Origin of the sequence: Streptosporangium canum (assembly GCF_900113865.1) — a bacterium.
In the GTDB taxonomy this organism is placed as follows: Bacteria; Actinomycetota; Actinomycetes; order Streptosporangiales; family Streptosporangiaceae; genus Streptosporangium; species Streptosporangium canum.
In genome coordinates this window covers 1-14,758 of sequence record NZ_FOQY01000007.1, presented here as the reverse complement: position 1 = coordinate 14,758, position 14,758 = coordinate 1, and the positions used below count along the sequence as shown (strand labels likewise).

Annotated in this window: 13 protein-coding genes; 8 read left to right on the top strand and 5 right to left on the bottom strand. The window is 70.9% G+C overall.

The window, feature by feature from the left end; translation table 11 throughout:
• Nucleotides 1–101 precede the first annotated feature (101 nt).
• On the bottom strand, nt 102–743 hold the full coding sequence (locus tag BM085_RS45875; protein WP_245789284.1) for a TIGR02611 family protein: 642 nt from the start codon (nt 741–743) through the stop codon (nt 102–104).
• 315 nt (nt 744–1,058) lie between these two features.
• Entirely contained in the window at nt 1,059–3,992 is a 2,934-nt protein-coding gene (locus tag BM085_RS12430) for a cellulose binding domain-containing protein (RefSeq protein ID WP_093887167.1), read from the bottom strand.
• Between the two features lie 218 nt (nt 3,993–4,210).
• Between BM085_RS12430 and BM085_RS12425 the strand changes: the two genes are divergently transcribed.
• Together BM085_RS12425 and BM085_RS12420 are read left to right on the top strand one after the other, a co-directional pair.
• Nucleotides 4,211–5,137: a phosphotriesterase family protein gene (locus BM085_RS12425; RefSeq protein ID WP_093887166.1), complete on the top strand. Its 927-nt coding sequence runs from the start codon at nt 4,211–4,213 to the stop codon at nt 5,135–5,137.
• A gap of 2 nt (nt 5,138–5,139) precedes the next feature.
• A complete protein-coding gene (locus BM085_RS12420) occupies nt 5,140–6,018 on the top strand; it encodes a sugar phosphate isomerase/epimerase family protein (protein WP_093887165.1) in 879 nt (292 codons plus the stop codon).
• Between the two features lie 167 nt (nt 6,019–6,185).
• On the opposite strand, the gene soxR is transcribed toward BM085_RS12420, so the two are convergent.
• Entirely contained in the window at nt 6,186–6,689 is a 504-nt protein-coding gene (soxR, locus tag BM085_RS12415) for a redox-sensitive transcriptional activator SoxR (RefSeq protein WP_093887164.1), read from the bottom strand.
• A gap of 52 nt (nt 6,690–6,741) precedes the next feature.
• Nucleotides 6,742–7,737: a LacI family DNA-binding transcriptional regulator gene (locus BM085_RS12410; protein ID WP_093887163.1), complete on the bottom strand. Its 996-nt coding sequence runs from the start codon at nt 7,735–7,737 to the stop codon at nt 6,742–6,744.
• Between the two features lie 166 nt (nt 7,738–7,903).
• On the opposite strand from BM085_RS12410, the gene arfA reads away from it, so the two are divergent.
• From arfA to BM085_RS12390, 5 genes are read left to right on the top strand one after another with little or no spacing between them, the layout of a single operon-like run.
• Complete coding sequence (gene arfA / locus BM085_RS12405; protein ID WP_093887162.1) at nt 7,904–9,418, top strand: arabinosylfuranosidase ArfA; 1,515 nt, start codon at nt 7,904–7,906, stop codon at nt 9,416–9,418.
• Between the two features lie 3 nt (nt 9,419–9,421).
• The gene (locus BM085_RS12400) at nt 9,422–10,762 is read left to right on the top strand and encodes an extracellular solute-binding protein (protein WP_093887161.1); all 1,341 of its coding nucleotides are present in this window, start codon (nt 9,422–9,424) and stop codon (nt 10,760–10,762) included.
• Nucleotides 10,759–10,884 (top strand): hypothetical protein, encoded by a 126-nt coding sequence (locus BM085_RS46785; protein WP_281249840.1) that lies wholly within the window; start codon nt 10,759–10,761, stop codon nt 10,882–10,884. Before BM085_RS12400 ends, BM085_RS46785 begins: the two co-directional genes overlap by 4 nt.
• Nucleotides 10,881–11,819, top strand: coding sequence for a carbohydrate ABC transporter permease (locus BM085_RS12395; protein WP_218158698.1), 939 nt, complete (start codon nt 10,881–10,883; stop codon nt 11,817–11,819). Before BM085_RS46785 ends, BM085_RS12395 begins: the two co-directional genes overlap by 4 nt.
• Nucleotides 11,816–12,652 (top strand): carbohydrate ABC transporter permease, encoded by an 837-nt coding sequence (locus tag BM085_RS12390; RefSeq protein WP_218158697.1) that lies wholly within the window; start codon nt 11,816–11,818, stop codon nt 12,650–12,652. The genes BM085_RS12395 and BM085_RS12390 overlap by 4 nt, the downstream gene beginning before the upstream one ends.
• 465 nt (nt 12,653–13,117) lie before the next feature.
• On the opposite strand, the gene BM085_RS12385 is transcribed toward BM085_RS12390, so the two are convergent.
• Complete coding sequence (locus tag BM085_RS12385) at nt 13,118–14,311, bottom strand: IS630 family transposase (RefSeq protein ID WP_218158696.1); 1,194 nt, start codon at nt 14,309–14,311, stop codon at nt 13,118–13,120.
• 97 nt (nt 14,312–14,408) lie between these two features.
• On the opposite strand from BM085_RS12385, the gene BM085_RS12380 reads away from it, so the two are divergent.
• On the top strand, nt 14,409–14,726 hold the full coding sequence (locus tag BM085_RS12380) for a hypothetical protein (protein WP_093887160.1): 318 nt from the start codon (nt 14,409–14,411) through the stop codon (nt 14,724–14,726).
• Nucleotides 14,727–14,758: the final 32 nt, after the last annotated feature.

The window sequence follows — 14,758 nt, the reverse complement described above, 5'->3', positions numbered from 1 at the left end:
TGATGCATGGGGACGACAGTGTGGCGGCCGGTCCCGGGTAAAACCTCTGTGCCCCATCCCGTCGGCGGGGCACGCCCGTGGCCGCCCGGCGGAGAGGGCGGCTAGCGGTTGATGAGCTTCTGGGCTTCGGTGACCAGGTCGAGGCCGAGGCTGAGCTTGAGGCCGTAGTAGACGATGGCCGTGGCGGCCACCGCGGCGACGAGGACCACCAGGATCTTGACGGTCCAGCCCTGGCGGCCGAGCCAGGTCGTCCAGGCGGACAGGGTCCGCTTGCCGAACTCCAGCAGCCGGCGGGCCCAGTGGAACTCGGTGGCCAGGACGGCGAGGCCGGCGAAGACCACCAGCCAGCCGGGGCCGGGGAAGGGGACCATGATGAGGCCGGCGATGACCAGCATGGCGCCGATGACGCCAATGACGATCTTGAGGGTGAGGTGGCCCGTGCGGGTCGACCTGACGCCGTCGAGCCAGCCGTGGATGCCGGACCGCCGCGCCGCCTCGTCCTTCAGCACGTCGGCGTCGCCGGTCTCCGCCCACGGAGCCCCGGTGCCGGACTGTGGCGCACCGGTCTCCGCCCACGGAGATCCGGTGTCACCGGTGCCGGACCGCGACGTGCCGGCGGCACCGGCTCCGGACGGCGACGCCCCGGTGTGGCCGGGCTCGGGCCGCGACGCGCCCGCGCCGCCGGTTTCGGACGGCCACTCGGCCCCGTCCTGGGTGTTCCGTACCCCGTCTGAGATAGCCACGCGATCCCCCGGACAGTTGTTTCGCTCCAGAATAGGCTAGCTCAACTGATCTACGCTCATTCCGGGGGATGAATCGCGCCTGTTCCGGGGGATGAGCCGCGCCTGCGACTCAGGGCGCACAGCGGGACCGGCGCCCCCTCCTTCCGGCGCCGCGGCCGGGCGGCCCCGCGCCTCCCCGGAGGGCCGCGCGGGACCGTGACGGCCGGGACGGCCGGGCTGTCCGGCCGTGCGGGCGACGGTGGCGGTCAGGCCAGCCGGCCGTGCGGGTGACGGTCAGGACGGCCGGCCGTGCGGGTGACGGTCAGAACGGCCGGGCTATCCGGCCGTGCAGGTGACGGTGGCGGGGACGCCGTTGGCGCCGGTCCAGCTGCCGCCGAAGCCGAACGCCGTGGACGCCCCGCCTCCCAGGCCGCCGTTCCAGCTCGCGTTCCTGACGGTGACGTCGGCGCCGGTCTGGGTGTGGACGCCGCTCCAGAGCTGGGTGATCGTCTGACCGTTCGGGAACGACCACGTGACGGTCCAGGCGCTGATCGCCGAGGTCCCGGTGTTCTTCACCGTCACCTCGCCCTGGAAGCCGCCGGGCCAGGAGTTGGTCACCTTGTAGGCGGCGGCGCACCCGCCGCCCACCGGCCCGGCGGCCGTCCTGAAGGTGACCGGGCCGGAGGCGGTGGAGCTGTTGCCCGCCCCGTCGCGGGCGATCACGTAGTAGGTGTGGGAGGTGTCGGCGGCCAGCCCGGTCAGCGCGAACGACGCCGAGGAGGACGAGCCGGCCTTCACGTCCGTCGCCCCGGCCTCCCGGTAGACGTCGTAGCCGGTCACCGCGGTGTCGTCGGTGGACGCCGTCCAGGTCAGCGTCGCGCCCGACGAGGTGATCGCCGAGGCGGCCGGCGTGCCGGGCCTGGACGGCGGGGTGGTGTCGTCGGGCGGCACGGTGCCGCCGTTGTCGGCGTAGAGGATGCCCCGGCCGTTGGTGCCGAGGTAGACCCGGCCGTAGACCCGGGGGTCGCCGGTGACGGCCTCGCCCATGTTGCCGTACCGGTGCTGGTCGTCGTTGATCCTGACCCAGCTCGCGCCCGTGTCGTCGGAGCGGAAGACGCCGTTCACCCCGCCGACCGTGGCGACCGCGTACAGCGCCTGGTAGGCCCGGCCCGGCGCGGCCTTGCCGAAGCCGATGTTGACCGCGCTCGTGACGCCGGACAGCCTGGTGAAGGACACGCCGCCGTCGGTGGAGTGCCAGATCCCGGACGTGCCGCCGGCGGCGGTGTCGCCGCCCGCCAGCCAGATGTCTCCCTCGCGGCCGGGGACGGCCTTGAACTTGACGTTGCCCGTGGCCGGCAGCCCGGTCGCGGCGGTGGCCGCGAAGGAGGCGCCGCCGTCGGTGCTGGTGTAGAACCTCCCGGCGCCGAACCCGTAGAACCTGGCCGGGTTCACCCGGTCCGACTCCACCACGGCCCCGGTGGGGATGCCGGTGGACGCGGTCCAGGAGGTGCCGAAACCGGTCGAGTGGTGGACGGCCACGCCCTTGGGCGCCCAGACGAACCGGGAGCCGTCGGCCGCCGCCGCGACCGTGCCGCCCTCGTCGATCCCGCCCGGTTCGGCACCCTGGAACCAGTTGGCGCCGCCGTCGGTGGAGAAGGCGACGTGGCTGTCGGAGGGGCGGTCGGCGTCGGTGAAGCTGCCCGCGCGGACCATCACGGCGGGTCTGGTCTCGGCGTAGTCGAGGCTGGTCGTGCTGGTGAAGCCGGGCGAGGTGAACATCATCGGCGGCACGGCGGCGAGGTCGGTGTGGCGGAAGCCGCCGATGTCGCCGAGGCCGCTGACCAACGGGGCCCCGCTGGGCGGGCTGATCAGGTCGAGGACGGCGGTCTCCTCAAGCCCCTTCACCATCGGCTTGATGGTGAACTGGCCGCCGGTGTCCCACTTGAGCAGGTCCTCGGTGCCGTAGAGCGTGGCGCCGGTGCCGTACATCATGCGGTTGGAGTCGAACGGGTCGATCTCCAGCGATTCCGTCATCCAGCCGAGCTTGGGGGTCGTCTCCGGTGGCTGCGGGTTCGCCCCGAAGGTCAGCCACGGTGAGGAGGAGACGTCCATCTTGTAGCGGAAGGTCCTGTCGGGGTAGGAGGCCCAGTCCCAGATCCGGGTCCAGGTCGCGCCGGCGTCGGTGGAGCGGAAGAAGATCACGTCAGGCCACCAGGAGACCTGGGTGGCGACCATCAGCGTGCCGGGAGCCCGGCGGTCGATCGTGAGCCCGCTGTAGCCGAAGTAGTCGTCGGCCGAGCTGGACGGGATCGGGCTGATCCGGGTCCACGCGCCGGTGACCGTGTCGAGCTTCCACACGTCGCCCTTGCCCCCGTCGTACGGCCCGCCGGTGTCGCTGGTGGCGATGTAGAGCGCGTGGCCGACGTGGTCGAGGACGCCCTTGTGCGCGATGTGGCCGGTCGGCTGCCCGGCGACCCTGGTCCAGGTGACGCCGGCGTCGGCGGAGCTGTAGACCGTGTTCTCCTTGTCCGCGACGCCGACGTAGATCCTCTGGGTCCGCCGGCCCGCGGTCGCCGAGGACGGGTCGAAGGTCACCCAGACCACGCCCGGCCGGTGGCTGAGGTAGCCGCTGGGATCGGAGGGGTCCTGGGCGTAGTTCCCCGGGTTGGGGAAGCTCGCGACCTTGGCCCAGGTGACGCCTTTGTCGGTGCTGCGCCACAGGCCGTTGCCGTCGGGCGCCCCCAGATACACGACGGCGTTGTCGTTGGGGTCGACGGCCAGCCGCTCACCCATCCCCCGGCCCGGCATGTTGCCGCCGAGCTTGAACGGCAGCGCGGCGGCCTGCCAGGTCCTCCCCTTGTCCGCGGAGCGCAGGATCGCGCCGTTGTTCGGGTCCCAGTCGTTGGTGTACATCCCGGCGGCGACGTAGACCCGGCTGGTCTCCACCGGGTCGGTGGCGAGGCTGACCACGCCGTTGTAGCCCCACTTGTCCCAGCCCACCCAGTCGAGCAGCGGGGTCCAGCTCCGGCTCGCCTGCTCCCAGCGGTAGGCGCCGCCGATGTCGGTGCGGGCGTAGATCAGGTTCTTCTCGGTCTGGTTGAAGACGATCCCGGGCACGAACCCGCCGCCGTCGATCCGGACGTTCTTCCATTCGTACGGCTCGGCGGCGGCGGAGGAGGTCGCCGACGCGGCCCCGCCCCCGACCGCCGTCCCGACCGCCGCGCACGCCACCGCCACGGCGGCGAGCACGCTGAACAGCCTTCTTCGCATGTACGGCTTCCCTTCGCAAAGCAACGGACAAACCGCCATGCACGATCAGGTGACGGGACCCTGACCTTCGACCGCCCATGATGCGCGTGCATGAACGCCCAGAGATTCACACGCCGGACTGCGAACCGTCAATAGTTTGAAGCCACAACTAACACCCCCAAGGTAAAACCATTCGGACTTCCGCGATTTTTACACCAAATATGGGTTAATGTCCGTTCATGCCAGAGGCTTCCCTCGTCACACGCGAGGCTCCCCTTGTCAGGACCGTCAGCGGCCCCTGCGCCCCGTCCGCCGTCAACGGAGCGGTCCTCCCCCGCGAGCACCTGCGCAGCGACATGCGCTGGGCGGCCGGTGTCGTCTCCGACCCCCACCGATGGCTGGACGAGGAGCAGGAGGTCACCAGGGAGCTGTGCGGGCTGCGCCAGTCCGACAGGCTCGGCCTGGTCGTCGAGCTGAGCTGCATCGGCATGGGCCGCGACGCCGCGTCGCTGGCTCGGGTCACGGCCGGCAGCGGGGTGGCCGTGGTGGCCGGGACCGGCTTCTTCGCCGGTCCGTTCACCCCCGCCTGGGCACTCGACGCCGAGGTGGACGCCCTCACCCGCCACCTGCTGACCGAGATCGAGGACGGCCTGGACGGCACCAGCGCCCGCCCCGGCGTGATCGGCGAGATCGGCGTCTGGGGCGACGAGCCGACTCCGGCCGAGGAGCGCTGCGTGGCCGCCGCCGCCAGGGCGTCCCTGGCCTCCGGCCTGCCGGTCGCCACCCACCACCGCGGCGGCCTGACCCTGCTGGAGATCCTCCTCGGTGAGGGTCTGCCCGCCCACCGGGTCAGTGTCGCCGACGCCGGGACCGACCCGGCGGCCCCCCGTAAGATCGTCGAGAGGGGCGGCTACGTCTGCCTCACCTCCCTGGGCGTCGACCGGCTCCGGCAGGCGCTGGACCTCATCGACGCCGGATACGCGCACCGGCTGCTGCTCAGCAGCGGCCTGTCCAAGGTCTCCGAGATCGAGCGGTACGGCGGAGGCGGCTACAGCCACCTGTTCCGCACCTTCCTGCCCCGGCTGCGCGAGGCCGGGATCAGCGAGGAGACCATCAGCCTGATCACCCACGACAATCCTCTCCGCTGGCTCACCTGCATGGAGTGAACATGTCGATCAAGGTCGCGAACGCCCCCGTCAACTTCGGGATCTACCGGGCGGACGGCGCCCCGCTGGACGCCGACGCCATGCTCGGCGCGCTCGCCGGGGCGGGCTACGACGGGATCGACTCGGGGCCGATCGGCTACCTGGGCACCGGCGCCGAGCTCCGGGAACGGCTGGCACGGACCGGGATGGGCCTGGCGGGCGGCTGGGTGGACCTGCGCTACGAGGACGCCGGCGGGTTCGCTGCCGACCTCGCCGGGCTGGACGCGGCGCTGGCGGTGTTCGCGAGCGTGCCGGTCGCCGACGGGCGGTTCGCCCCCCGTCCCACCCTGGCCTGCCCGGCCCATCCGGCGCGGTTCGCCGGAGGCGACGTCCCCGGCCTGCCGGGTGAGGCGTGGGCGGGGTTCGCCGCCCGGGTCCAGCGGGCGGCCGACCGCTGCCGGGACCACGGTCTGGAGCCCGTCTTCCACCACCACCTGGGAACGCTGGTGGAGACCTCGGAGGAGGTCGAACGGCTGCTGGAGCTCACCGACGTCTCGCTCTGCCTGGACACCGGCCACCTCTGGCTGGCGGGCGGCGACCCGGTGACGGCGCTGCGGGAGTGGGGCGGCCGGATCAGGCAGGTGCACCTCAAGGACGCGAGCCGGGAGGCGCGCGACCGGGTGCGGGCGTCCGGCGGCGACCTGGCGGCCGTCGTCGCGGGCGGCGCCTTCCCCGCCCTGGGCGCCGGGGAGGTCGATCTGGCCGGCGTCCTGGACGGGCTCGGCGGCTACGAGGGCTGGCTGGTCGTCGAGCAGGACGTTCCGGGCTCCGGCCAGGACCTCGGCCGGGCCCTGGCGGACCAGCGCGCCAACCGCGCCTGGCTGCACGCCCACGGCCTCTGAACGCGTGTCCGGGCAGATGTCCCGGACGGGATCCCTCCACGTCCGGGCCGCCCGCCTCGCAGCGGACGACCGGTGAGCCCCTCGCCGCGGGGTCCTCGCGCCCCGGCGACGGAGGGACGCCCGAGATGAGCGGATGGCCTCCGGCGCGATGGGCCGGGGCGGCGACGCTACGCGCCCACGGCCTTCTGTTCCGGGTCTTCGCACACCGGGTCCGGGGCGCAGTCACGGCGCGGGACGACCATCAGCCGCGAGCCGGGCCCCCTGACCGCTGCCACGTCGTCGGGGTTGGCCAGCGCGCAGCGGTCCAGGGAGAGGCAGCCGCAGCCGATGCACTCCGTCAGGCCGTCGCGGAGCCGCTGGAGCTGCCTGATCCGGTCGTCCAGCTCGCTCCGCCACGCCTCGGAGAGGCTCGCCCAGTCCTCGCGGGTGGGGGTGCGCTCGTCGGGCAGCGCGGACAGCGCGTCCTGGATCGTCCTGAGGGGGATCCCCACCCGCTGCGAGACCCGGATGAAGGCGATCCTGCGCAGCGTGTCGCGGGTGAAGCGGCGCTGGTTGCCCGCCGTACGGCGGCTGCGGATCAGCCCCTTGGACTCGTAGAAGTGCAGGGTGGACACGGCGACCCCGCTGCGCGAGGCGAGCTGGCCGACGGTGATCTCCAGGTTCTTGGACACGCTCAACTCTAGCCCGGCCCCCGTCTTGACCTCGGTCGAAGTTTCCGCGCCCTCACCTCCCGAGGGTGCTCTCCCTCGCCATGAGCCGGTAGCCGGCCCGGGTCTCCTGCGGAGGATGGCCGGGCAGTCCGTCGATCCGCCGCTTGAGCAGATCGACCGCGATCCGGGCCAGCTCCGCCTTGTCGGGAGCCAATGTGGTCAGGGTCGGCGTGCTGTAGCGGCCGTCCTCGATGTCGTCGAGCCCGGCCAGCGCGATGTCCTCCGGCACCCGCAGGCCCGCCGACAGGATCGTCCGCATCGCGCCCAGCGCCAGCAGGTCGTTGAAGCAGAACACCGCGTCGGGCCGGTGCCCCAGCAGCGCGGCCATCGCCGCCGCCCCCTCGTGCCGGCGGTAGCGCTCCACCTTGGCCACCGTCTCGGGCAGGCCGTGCGCGGCCAGAGCCTGACGGTATCCGGCCAGGCGGAGCGGGGCCGTGCCGCTGGCGGAGTTGTCCTGGGCGCCCAGCGCGGCGATCCGGGTGCGGCCGAGCCCGATCAGGTGCTCGGTGACGTCGCGGGCCGCCCGCACGTTGTCGATCGCCACGTGGTCGGCCGGGCCGTCGTGGATCCGCTCGCCCAGCAGGACGAGCGCGGTGTCGTCGGTGCGGGCCGCGAGCTCGTCCACACCGATCGCGACGGGGCTGAGAATGAGCCCGTCCACCCGATGGTCGCGGACCCCGTCGAGGATCTGCCGCTCCCGCTCCAGGCTCCCGTCCGTCTGCTCGATGACCACCAGCCACCTCAGCTCGGCCGCGGCCTCGATGACGAACCGGGACAGCTCCGCGAAGTAGGGCGCGTCGAGCTCGGGGAGGGCCAGGGCGATCACACCGGTACGTCCCCGGCGCAGGTTCCTGGCCGACAGGTTGGGCCGGTAGTCGAGCTGCGAGAGCGCGTGCTCCACCTTCGCCCGGGTCGCCGGCGAGACATGGGCGTACCCGTTGACGACGTTGGAGACGGTCTTCACCGACACCCCCGCCAGGCGCGCGATGTCGCGCAGGCTCGCTCCCATTCCGTCCCGCCTCCCAGGTCGTACGGCTCATGCGGGCCGTACAAGATCTGCCGTCGTCGATCGTAACGCCCAGGTATCGACTCCGGCAGCACCTGTTTACAACGTTGAAACAACGTTGTACAAACGCACCTACCACGAAACGCCGCGACAACAGAGAGGTCGTGTCTTGGCGACCACCGCCCGTCTCACCTTGGACCCCGCCTTCCGGATCGGCCCGGTGGAACCCCGGATCTTCGGCTCGTTCGTCGAGCACATGGGCCGCTGCGTCTACACCGGCGTCTTCGAGCCCGGCCATCCCCTGGCCGACGCCGACGGCTTCCGCACCGACGTGCTGGAGCTGACCCGCGAGCTCGGGGTGACGCTGGTCCGTTACCCCGGAGGCAACTTCGTCTCCAACTACCGCTGGGAGGACGGCGTCGGCCCGGTGGAGGACCGACCGGCCCGGCTGGAACTGGCCTGGCGGAGCCTGGAGGGCAACAGCTTCGGGCTCAACGAGTTCATGGCCTGGGCCGCCAAGGCCGGGGTGGAGCCGATGATGGCGCTCAACCTGGGCACCCGCGGCGTGGCCGAGGCGCTGGAGCTGGTGGAGTACGCCAACTATCCCGGGGGCACGCGCCTGTCCGACCTACGCCGCGCGCACGGCGCCGACAGGCCGCACGACGTGCGGCTGTGGTGCCTGGGCAACGAGCTGGACGGCCCCTGGCAGATGGGCCACAAGACCGCCGGGGAGTACGGCCGGCTCGCCGCCGAGACGGCGCGGGCGCTCAAACGCTTCGACCCGGGGCTGTCCCTGGTGGCCTGCGGCAGTTCCAACAGCGGCATGCCGACGTTCGGCGCATGGGAGGCGGAGGTCCTGGAGGCGACCTACGAGATGGTCGACTACGTCTCGCTGCACGCCTACTACGATCCGTCCGACGGCGACGTCGACTCCTTCCTGGCCAGCGGCGCCGACATGGAGCACATGATCCGTTCGATCGCCGCCACCGCCGACCACGTGGGCGCGAAGCTGCGCAGCGACAAGAAGATCAGGCTCTCCTTCGACGAGTGGAACGTCTGGTACCAGAGCCGTTTCGACGGAGAGTCCTCGCTGGAGTGGACCGAGCGCCCCCGGCTGATCGAGGACTCCTACGACGTCACCGACGCGGTGGTGGTCGGCAGCCTGCTCATCACCCTGCTGCGCAACGCCGACCGGGTAGGCGTCGCCTGCCAGGCGCAGCTGGCCAACGTGATCGCCCCGATCAGGACGGAGCCCGGCGGCCCCGCCTGGCGGCAGACCATCTTCCACCCGTTCGCGCTGACCGCCAGGCACGCCCGCGGCGAGGTGCTCCGGGTGGAGCCCGAGTGCGCCGCGATCCCCACCGCCAAGTACGGCGAGGCCCCCGCGATCTGGGCGACCGCCACCCACGACGCGGCGACCGGCGAGCTGGTGCTGTTCGTGGTCAACCGCGACCGCGACGACGCCTGCGCGCTGGAGATCACGCTCCCCGAGGGCCTGCGGCCGGTGGAGCATGTCGAGCTCACCGACGACGACCTGTCGGCCGCCAACTCCGCCGACTTCCCGGACCGCGTCACCCCCAGGCCCGGCGCCGGCCTCAGCCAGGAGGGCCGCCAGGCTTCCCTGACCCTCCCGCCGGTTTCGTGGAGTATTGTCCGCTTTGCTCCCAATTCCCCCCAGGAGTAGAAAATGACCAGCCCCCTGTCCCGCCGGTCCTTCCTCGGCCTGTCCGGCGCCGTGGGACTCACCGCCGCGCTGTCCGCCTGCGGGGGCGGCACCAAGATCGGTGGCGGCTCCTCCGCCCCCGCCTCGGCCGCGCCGACGTTCTCGGGCGGCGACTACTCCGGCCCCAAGGTGGCCCTGGACTACTGGAACGGTTTCACCGGCGGCGACGGCCCCTACATGCGGACCATGCTGGAGGCGTTCAACAAGGAGTTCTCCGGCCGGATCGAGGTCCGCAACGTCACCCGGCGCTGGGAGGACCTCTACCCGGCGATGCCCACAGCCATCACCGCGGGCAAGGGCCCCGACGTCGCGGTCATCCACAACGACTGGGTCGGCACCTTCGCCGCCCGGCAGACCCTCATACCGCTGGACGACGTGGTGGGCGCGCTCGAGCTGACCGAGTCGGACTTCATCCCGGCGGTGTGGAAGGCCGGGATCTACGACGGCAAGCGCTACAGCGTCCCGCTCGACGTGCACTGCCTGGGCGACTACTGGAATCAGACCCACCTGGAGAAGATCGGGCTGACCGACGCCCCCGCCGACAAGGCCTCCTACGAGGGAGCGCTCGGCAAGCTCAAGGACGCCGGAATCGCCAACCCCTTCTGGATGCCGAACAAGTGGCCGGGACACCTGATGTTCATGAGCCTGCTCTGGCAGTTCGGCGGAGAGCTCTACAGCGAGGACGGCGCGCGGGCGCTGTGGGGCTCCGACGAGGGCGCGCAGGCCCTGGACTGGATGGTGAAGCAGATCGACAAGGGCTTCAGCCCCGCCCAGGTGGCCCAGGACAGCCAGTACGCCGCCTTCAAGAACGACAGGAACAGCTTCACCTGGGACGGGATCTGGCAGATCAACGACCTGAAGACCAACGCCAGGTCGCTCAAGTGGAGCCTGTCGCCGATCCCGAACATCGGCGGCACGGCCGCGGTGTGGGGCTCCTCGCACAACTTCGTGATGACCTCCCAGGCGGGCAAGGACCCGAACAAGGTCCAGGCGGCCAAGTTCTTCATCGACCACATGGGCCGCCTGTCGACCGAGTGGGCCAAGGCTGGGATGATCCCGGCCCGCAACTCGGTCCGCGAGGACCCCGCGGTCGCCGACCTGCCCCAGATCAAGCTGGCCTCCGATGTGAACGCCTTCCGCTTCCTGCCCGCGCTCCCGGGAGTCGGCGACGTCCAGTCCAAGGCGCTGGAGCTGGCGGTGGCCAAGGCCGTACTGAAGCAGGCGTCCCCGGCGGAGGCGCTGAAGGAGGGCGTGGCGACGGCGGACAAGCTGCTCGCCGACAACAAGCGGAAGTACGGGCGATGAGCGTCCGCACCGCGGAGACCCTCACCGCCACCGCGATCCGCACCGCGGAGGAGCCCACCGCCACCGCGACCACCGGCGTCCGCACCGCAGAGGAGCCCATCGCCGGGGTGGAGCGGCCGTGAGTGCGCTGACCGAATCCGGGGACCTGACCGTGGCGGCCGAGCCCGGCAGGTCCTCCGGGACCACCCGCAGGATGCGGCCCTGGACGCCGTACGCGTTCCTCGCCCCCTATCTCGCGCTGTTCGCCGTCTTCATGGTGCTGCCGATCGGATTCGGGTTCTGGACCAGTCTGCACGAGTGGGACATCAACCTCCCGGACCGACCATTCGTCGGACTGCGGAACTACGCCGAGCTGTTCGACCCGGCCGGCGTGGACGGATCACGCTTCTGGACGGCGATGAAGGCCACCGGAATCTTCACCGTCGCGTCGGTCCCGCTGCTGGTCGTGCTGCCCCTGGCGGTGGCGCTGCTGATGAACGGCCGCTTCAAAGGACGCAACGTCTACCGCGCCGTCTACTTCGCGCCCTATGTGCTGGGCGTCGCGGTCGTCGGCTTCGTCTGGCGGTTCCTGCTCGACGGCAACATCGGCCTGGTCAACCACTATCTCGGCCTCGACGTGCAGTGGACCACCGACGTGCCGCCCGCCTGGATCGCCCTCGTCGGGGTGACGGTCTGGTGGACGCTGGGCCTGAACTCGGTCATCTTCCTCGCCGGCCTCCAGGACATCCCGCGTGAGCTGCACGAGGCGGCGATGGTCGACGGCGCCTCCGCCTGGCACCGGTTCCGTTCGGTGACCCTGCCCGGCCTGCGGCCCGTCACGATCTTCGTGGTCAACGCCACGATCCTGGCCTCGGCCAACATGTTCGGCCAGTCCTACCTGATCACGGGCGGCGCTCCCGCCGACCAGACCAAGACCGCGATCTACCTCATCGCCGAGACCGGCCTGCGCCAGTTCGACATGGGAACCGCCTCGGCCATGAGCTTCATCCTGGCCGCCTTCCTGATGACGGCCAGTGCCCTGGTCTTCGGAGCCTTCCGAGACAGGAGCAGGCGTTGACCCGCGACATCCGCAGCCTGCGACGGGCCCTGCTCCACCTGGTCCTCGCGGTGATCGCGGCGCTCTATCTGAGCCCGCTGGTCTACATGCTGTCCACCTCGTTCAAGACCCGCGAGGGAGCCGGATCCACCGATCCCCAGTGGGTCCCCGCCCCGGCCACCCTCGACGCCTACCGGGAGATCCTCGGCAGCCCGGACAGCCCGATCCTGACCTGGTTCCTCAACAGCCTCGTCGCCGCCACCGGCCACGCCGTCCTGGTCCTGGTCACCGCGGCGCCCGCCGCCTACGCGCTGGCCAGGCTCCGCTTCCGCGGCCGGAGCGCGATCTTCGCGACGGTGGTGGCCACGCTGTTCGTGCCGCCGGTGGTGCTGCTGATCCCGAACTTCCTGATCGTCAACGAGCTCTCCTGGGTGGACAGCCTGCCCGCGGTGATCATCCCCGCCGCGGCCGGCGCGTTCGGGGTGTTCTTCCTGCGGCAGTTCTTCGTCACCCTGCCCGGCGAGCTGGAGGAGGCGGCCGAGCTGGACGGCTGCAACCGGTGGCAGATCTTCGTCACCATCGCGCTCCCCCTGGCCCGCCCCGCGCTGGTGACGCTGTTCCTGCTGTCCTTCCTCACCAACTGGAACGACTTCCTCTGGCCCATCTACGTCCTGCTCAGCCCCGAGTCCCTGACCCTCCCCGCGGGCCTGGGCAACTTCCAGGGCGCCAACAACATCCGCTACGACCTCCTGATGGCCGGTGCGGTGATCGCCAGCCTGCCGGTGATCGTGCTCTACCTCGTCGCCCAGCGCTGGGTGATCGAGGGAATCTCCCGCTCGGGGCTCAAGGGATGATCGGTCGACATCCTCTTTCCGGTAAGAAGGTCGGCACCCTCTTTCCGGTAAGAATGGGCGCATGACGAGGACACCGGTGCCAGGTGGCGGAGGCCCCGCGGGAACCGCATGGCAGGACTGAGGGTCCCCGAGGACGGAGGCCCCGGCCGGGACATGACGGGACCGGGGGCGTTGTGGGTGGTGAGCGGGCGCGCCTGGCGCGGGCAAGACGACGCTGCTGCCATACCTCCTCGGCGCGGCGGACGGGCTGGTCGTGATGGACATGGACGAACTCCTCGAAGACGGCGAGCTGATCGGTGTACCAATCGCCGAGCCGGAGGCCGCGCCCGTATGGCCGGCCTACGACCGGTTGTGGCTGCGCATCGTGACCATGGTGCGCCTTCTTCCGAGCTGGTCCGGGCCCTGGATTGGACCGCCCTTCGATAGCCCCTGCTTAGTGGTCCCGCCCGTAAGTTCTTCGGGGGTTCACGCGGCTGTTGGCAGTGCGGCAGGCTGGTGGCTGTGGCCGGGAGGCTGCTGGGAGCACTCTTTCTGTTCGTGCCGCTCGATCCGGGCCACCAGGTCCTCGAGATCGGCCGGGGTGAACTCCCATTCGAAGGGCCGGGCGGTCTCGTTGTAACGACGCTCGAAGGCGGTGAGCCGGTCTTTGACCTGGTCAAGGCTGGTGAAGTCGTTGGGTGTGACGACCTTGCGCTGCACGATGGAGAAGAAGATCTCTATCTGGTTCAGCCACGAGGCGTGCACCGGGGTGTGCACCATCACGGCGTTGGGGAAGCGCGCGGCCAGCCGGTCGCAGGCGGCCTTGCCGCGGTGGCTGGAGCCGTTGTCGACCACCCAGAACACCCTGCTGGCCGAGGCGTAGGGCTCTTGGGTCATGACCTGTTCGACCAGGGTCATGAACGGCAGGATGCCGGTCGTGGGCGCGCAGTGCCCGAACACGCGGGAGCGGTGGACGTCGTAGGCGGCCAGGTAGGCCAACGATCCGCCGCGGTCGTACTCGTGGTTGACCCGCATCATGCGGGCCGATCCCGGTGGCAGGGTCGGGTGGCAGCGGCAGCGCGCCTGGATCGAGGTCTTCTCGTCGCAGGAGATCACGTACTCGTCGCCGCCGAGCGGCCGGCCGTCCCAGACCCGTTGGTAGAGGTCCAGCACCCGGCCGGCCTTGATCGCGAAATCTGGGTCGCGGATGAACACCCACGACTGGTACTGCCAGGGTTTGAGCGCGGCGGCGGCCAGGATCCGGCGAACGGTCGACGCCGAGATCGCCGTGATGATGCCCCGGCCGGTCACCTCGGCCGCCAGGTCGCCGCTGCTCCACCGCGACAGCGGCACCCCGGTCTCGGCCGGTAGCTGGCAGGCCAGCGCTTTGACCTCGGCCCGCTGAGCAGGGCTGAAGCGGGGTGGCCGACCCGATCGGGGCCGGTCCTTCAGTCCGTCCATCCCCTGGTCGGCATAGCGGCCCCGCCAGGTCCGGACGGTGTCGATATGGACCTGCCGCCGGAGGGCGATACGCGCGTTGGCGTAGCCGTGCGCGGCGTCCAGCACGATCCGGATACGGACGACCTGCTGGTAGGGGGCGGTGCGGGAGTAGGCCAGCTTCTTGAGCCGACGCCGCTCGGACGCGGCCAGAACGATCTGGCGGGCACGGGGAAGAGGCACTGGGGGACTCTCGGGGAGATCTTGGGGACCCCTGCGACCCTGCCCGATCCGCCCGCCCCGCCGTGATCGACACGCCGGGGACGGCAAGATATCTCTCATGCCCGCGATCCCGGACTCGACCAAGACCTCGCTTGCTCAGCGGCTGCGCCAGCACGCCCGCGACCACTGGCCTGAGCTGTCCAGCCTGCATATCCGCTACCACGGTCAGTTTGCCTATGTCGAAGGCGAACTGACCGACGGCGACCGGCTGCCTCTCCTTCGGTTGCGCTACAGCGGCTCGGCTTCCATTTGGGGATTCGGGCTCTACCTCGCCAGCAGCGGCAAATACGACAACCAGATCCTGCCCACCGGCCTCATCGCCGGCAGCCCTCAAGAAGCCCTCGACTGTGCCTGCGGCCTCTACCTTGGACGCTGACCCCCGAAGAACTTACGGGCGGGACCACTTAG

What these genes read in the sequence shown, in the direction of transcription:
- BM085_RS12430 (WP_093887167.1), bottom strand. Translation starts at nt 3,992, where the DNA reads ATGCGAAGAAGGCTGTTCAGCGTGCTCGCCGCCGTGGCGGTGGCGTGC.
- BM085_RS12425 (WP_093887166.1), top strand. Translation starts at nt 4,211, where the DNA reads ATGCCAGAGGCTTCCCTCGTCACACGCGAGGCTCCCCTTGTCAGGACC.
- BM085_RS12420 (WP_093887165.1), top strand. Translation starts at nt 5,140, where the DNA reads ATGTCGATCAAGGTCGCGAACGCCCCCGTCAACTTCGGGATCTACCGG.
- BM085_RS12410 (WP_093887163.1), bottom strand. Translation starts at nt 7,737, where the DNA reads ATGGGAGCGAGCCTGCGCGACATCGCGCGCCTGGCGGGGGTGTCGGTG.
- BM085_RS12400 (WP_093887161.1), top strand. Translation starts at nt 9,422, where the DNA reads ATGACCAGCCCCCTGTCCCGCCGGTCCTTCCTCGGCCTGTCCGGCGCC.
- BM085_RS46785 (WP_281249840.1), top strand. Translation starts at nt 10,759, where the DNA reads ATGAGCGTCCGCACCGCGGAGACCCTCACCGCCACCGCGATCCGCACC.
- BM085_RS12380 (WP_093887160.1), top strand. Translation starts at nt 14,409, where the DNA reads ATGCCCGCGATCCCGGACTCGACCAAGACCTCGCTTGCTCAGCGGCTG.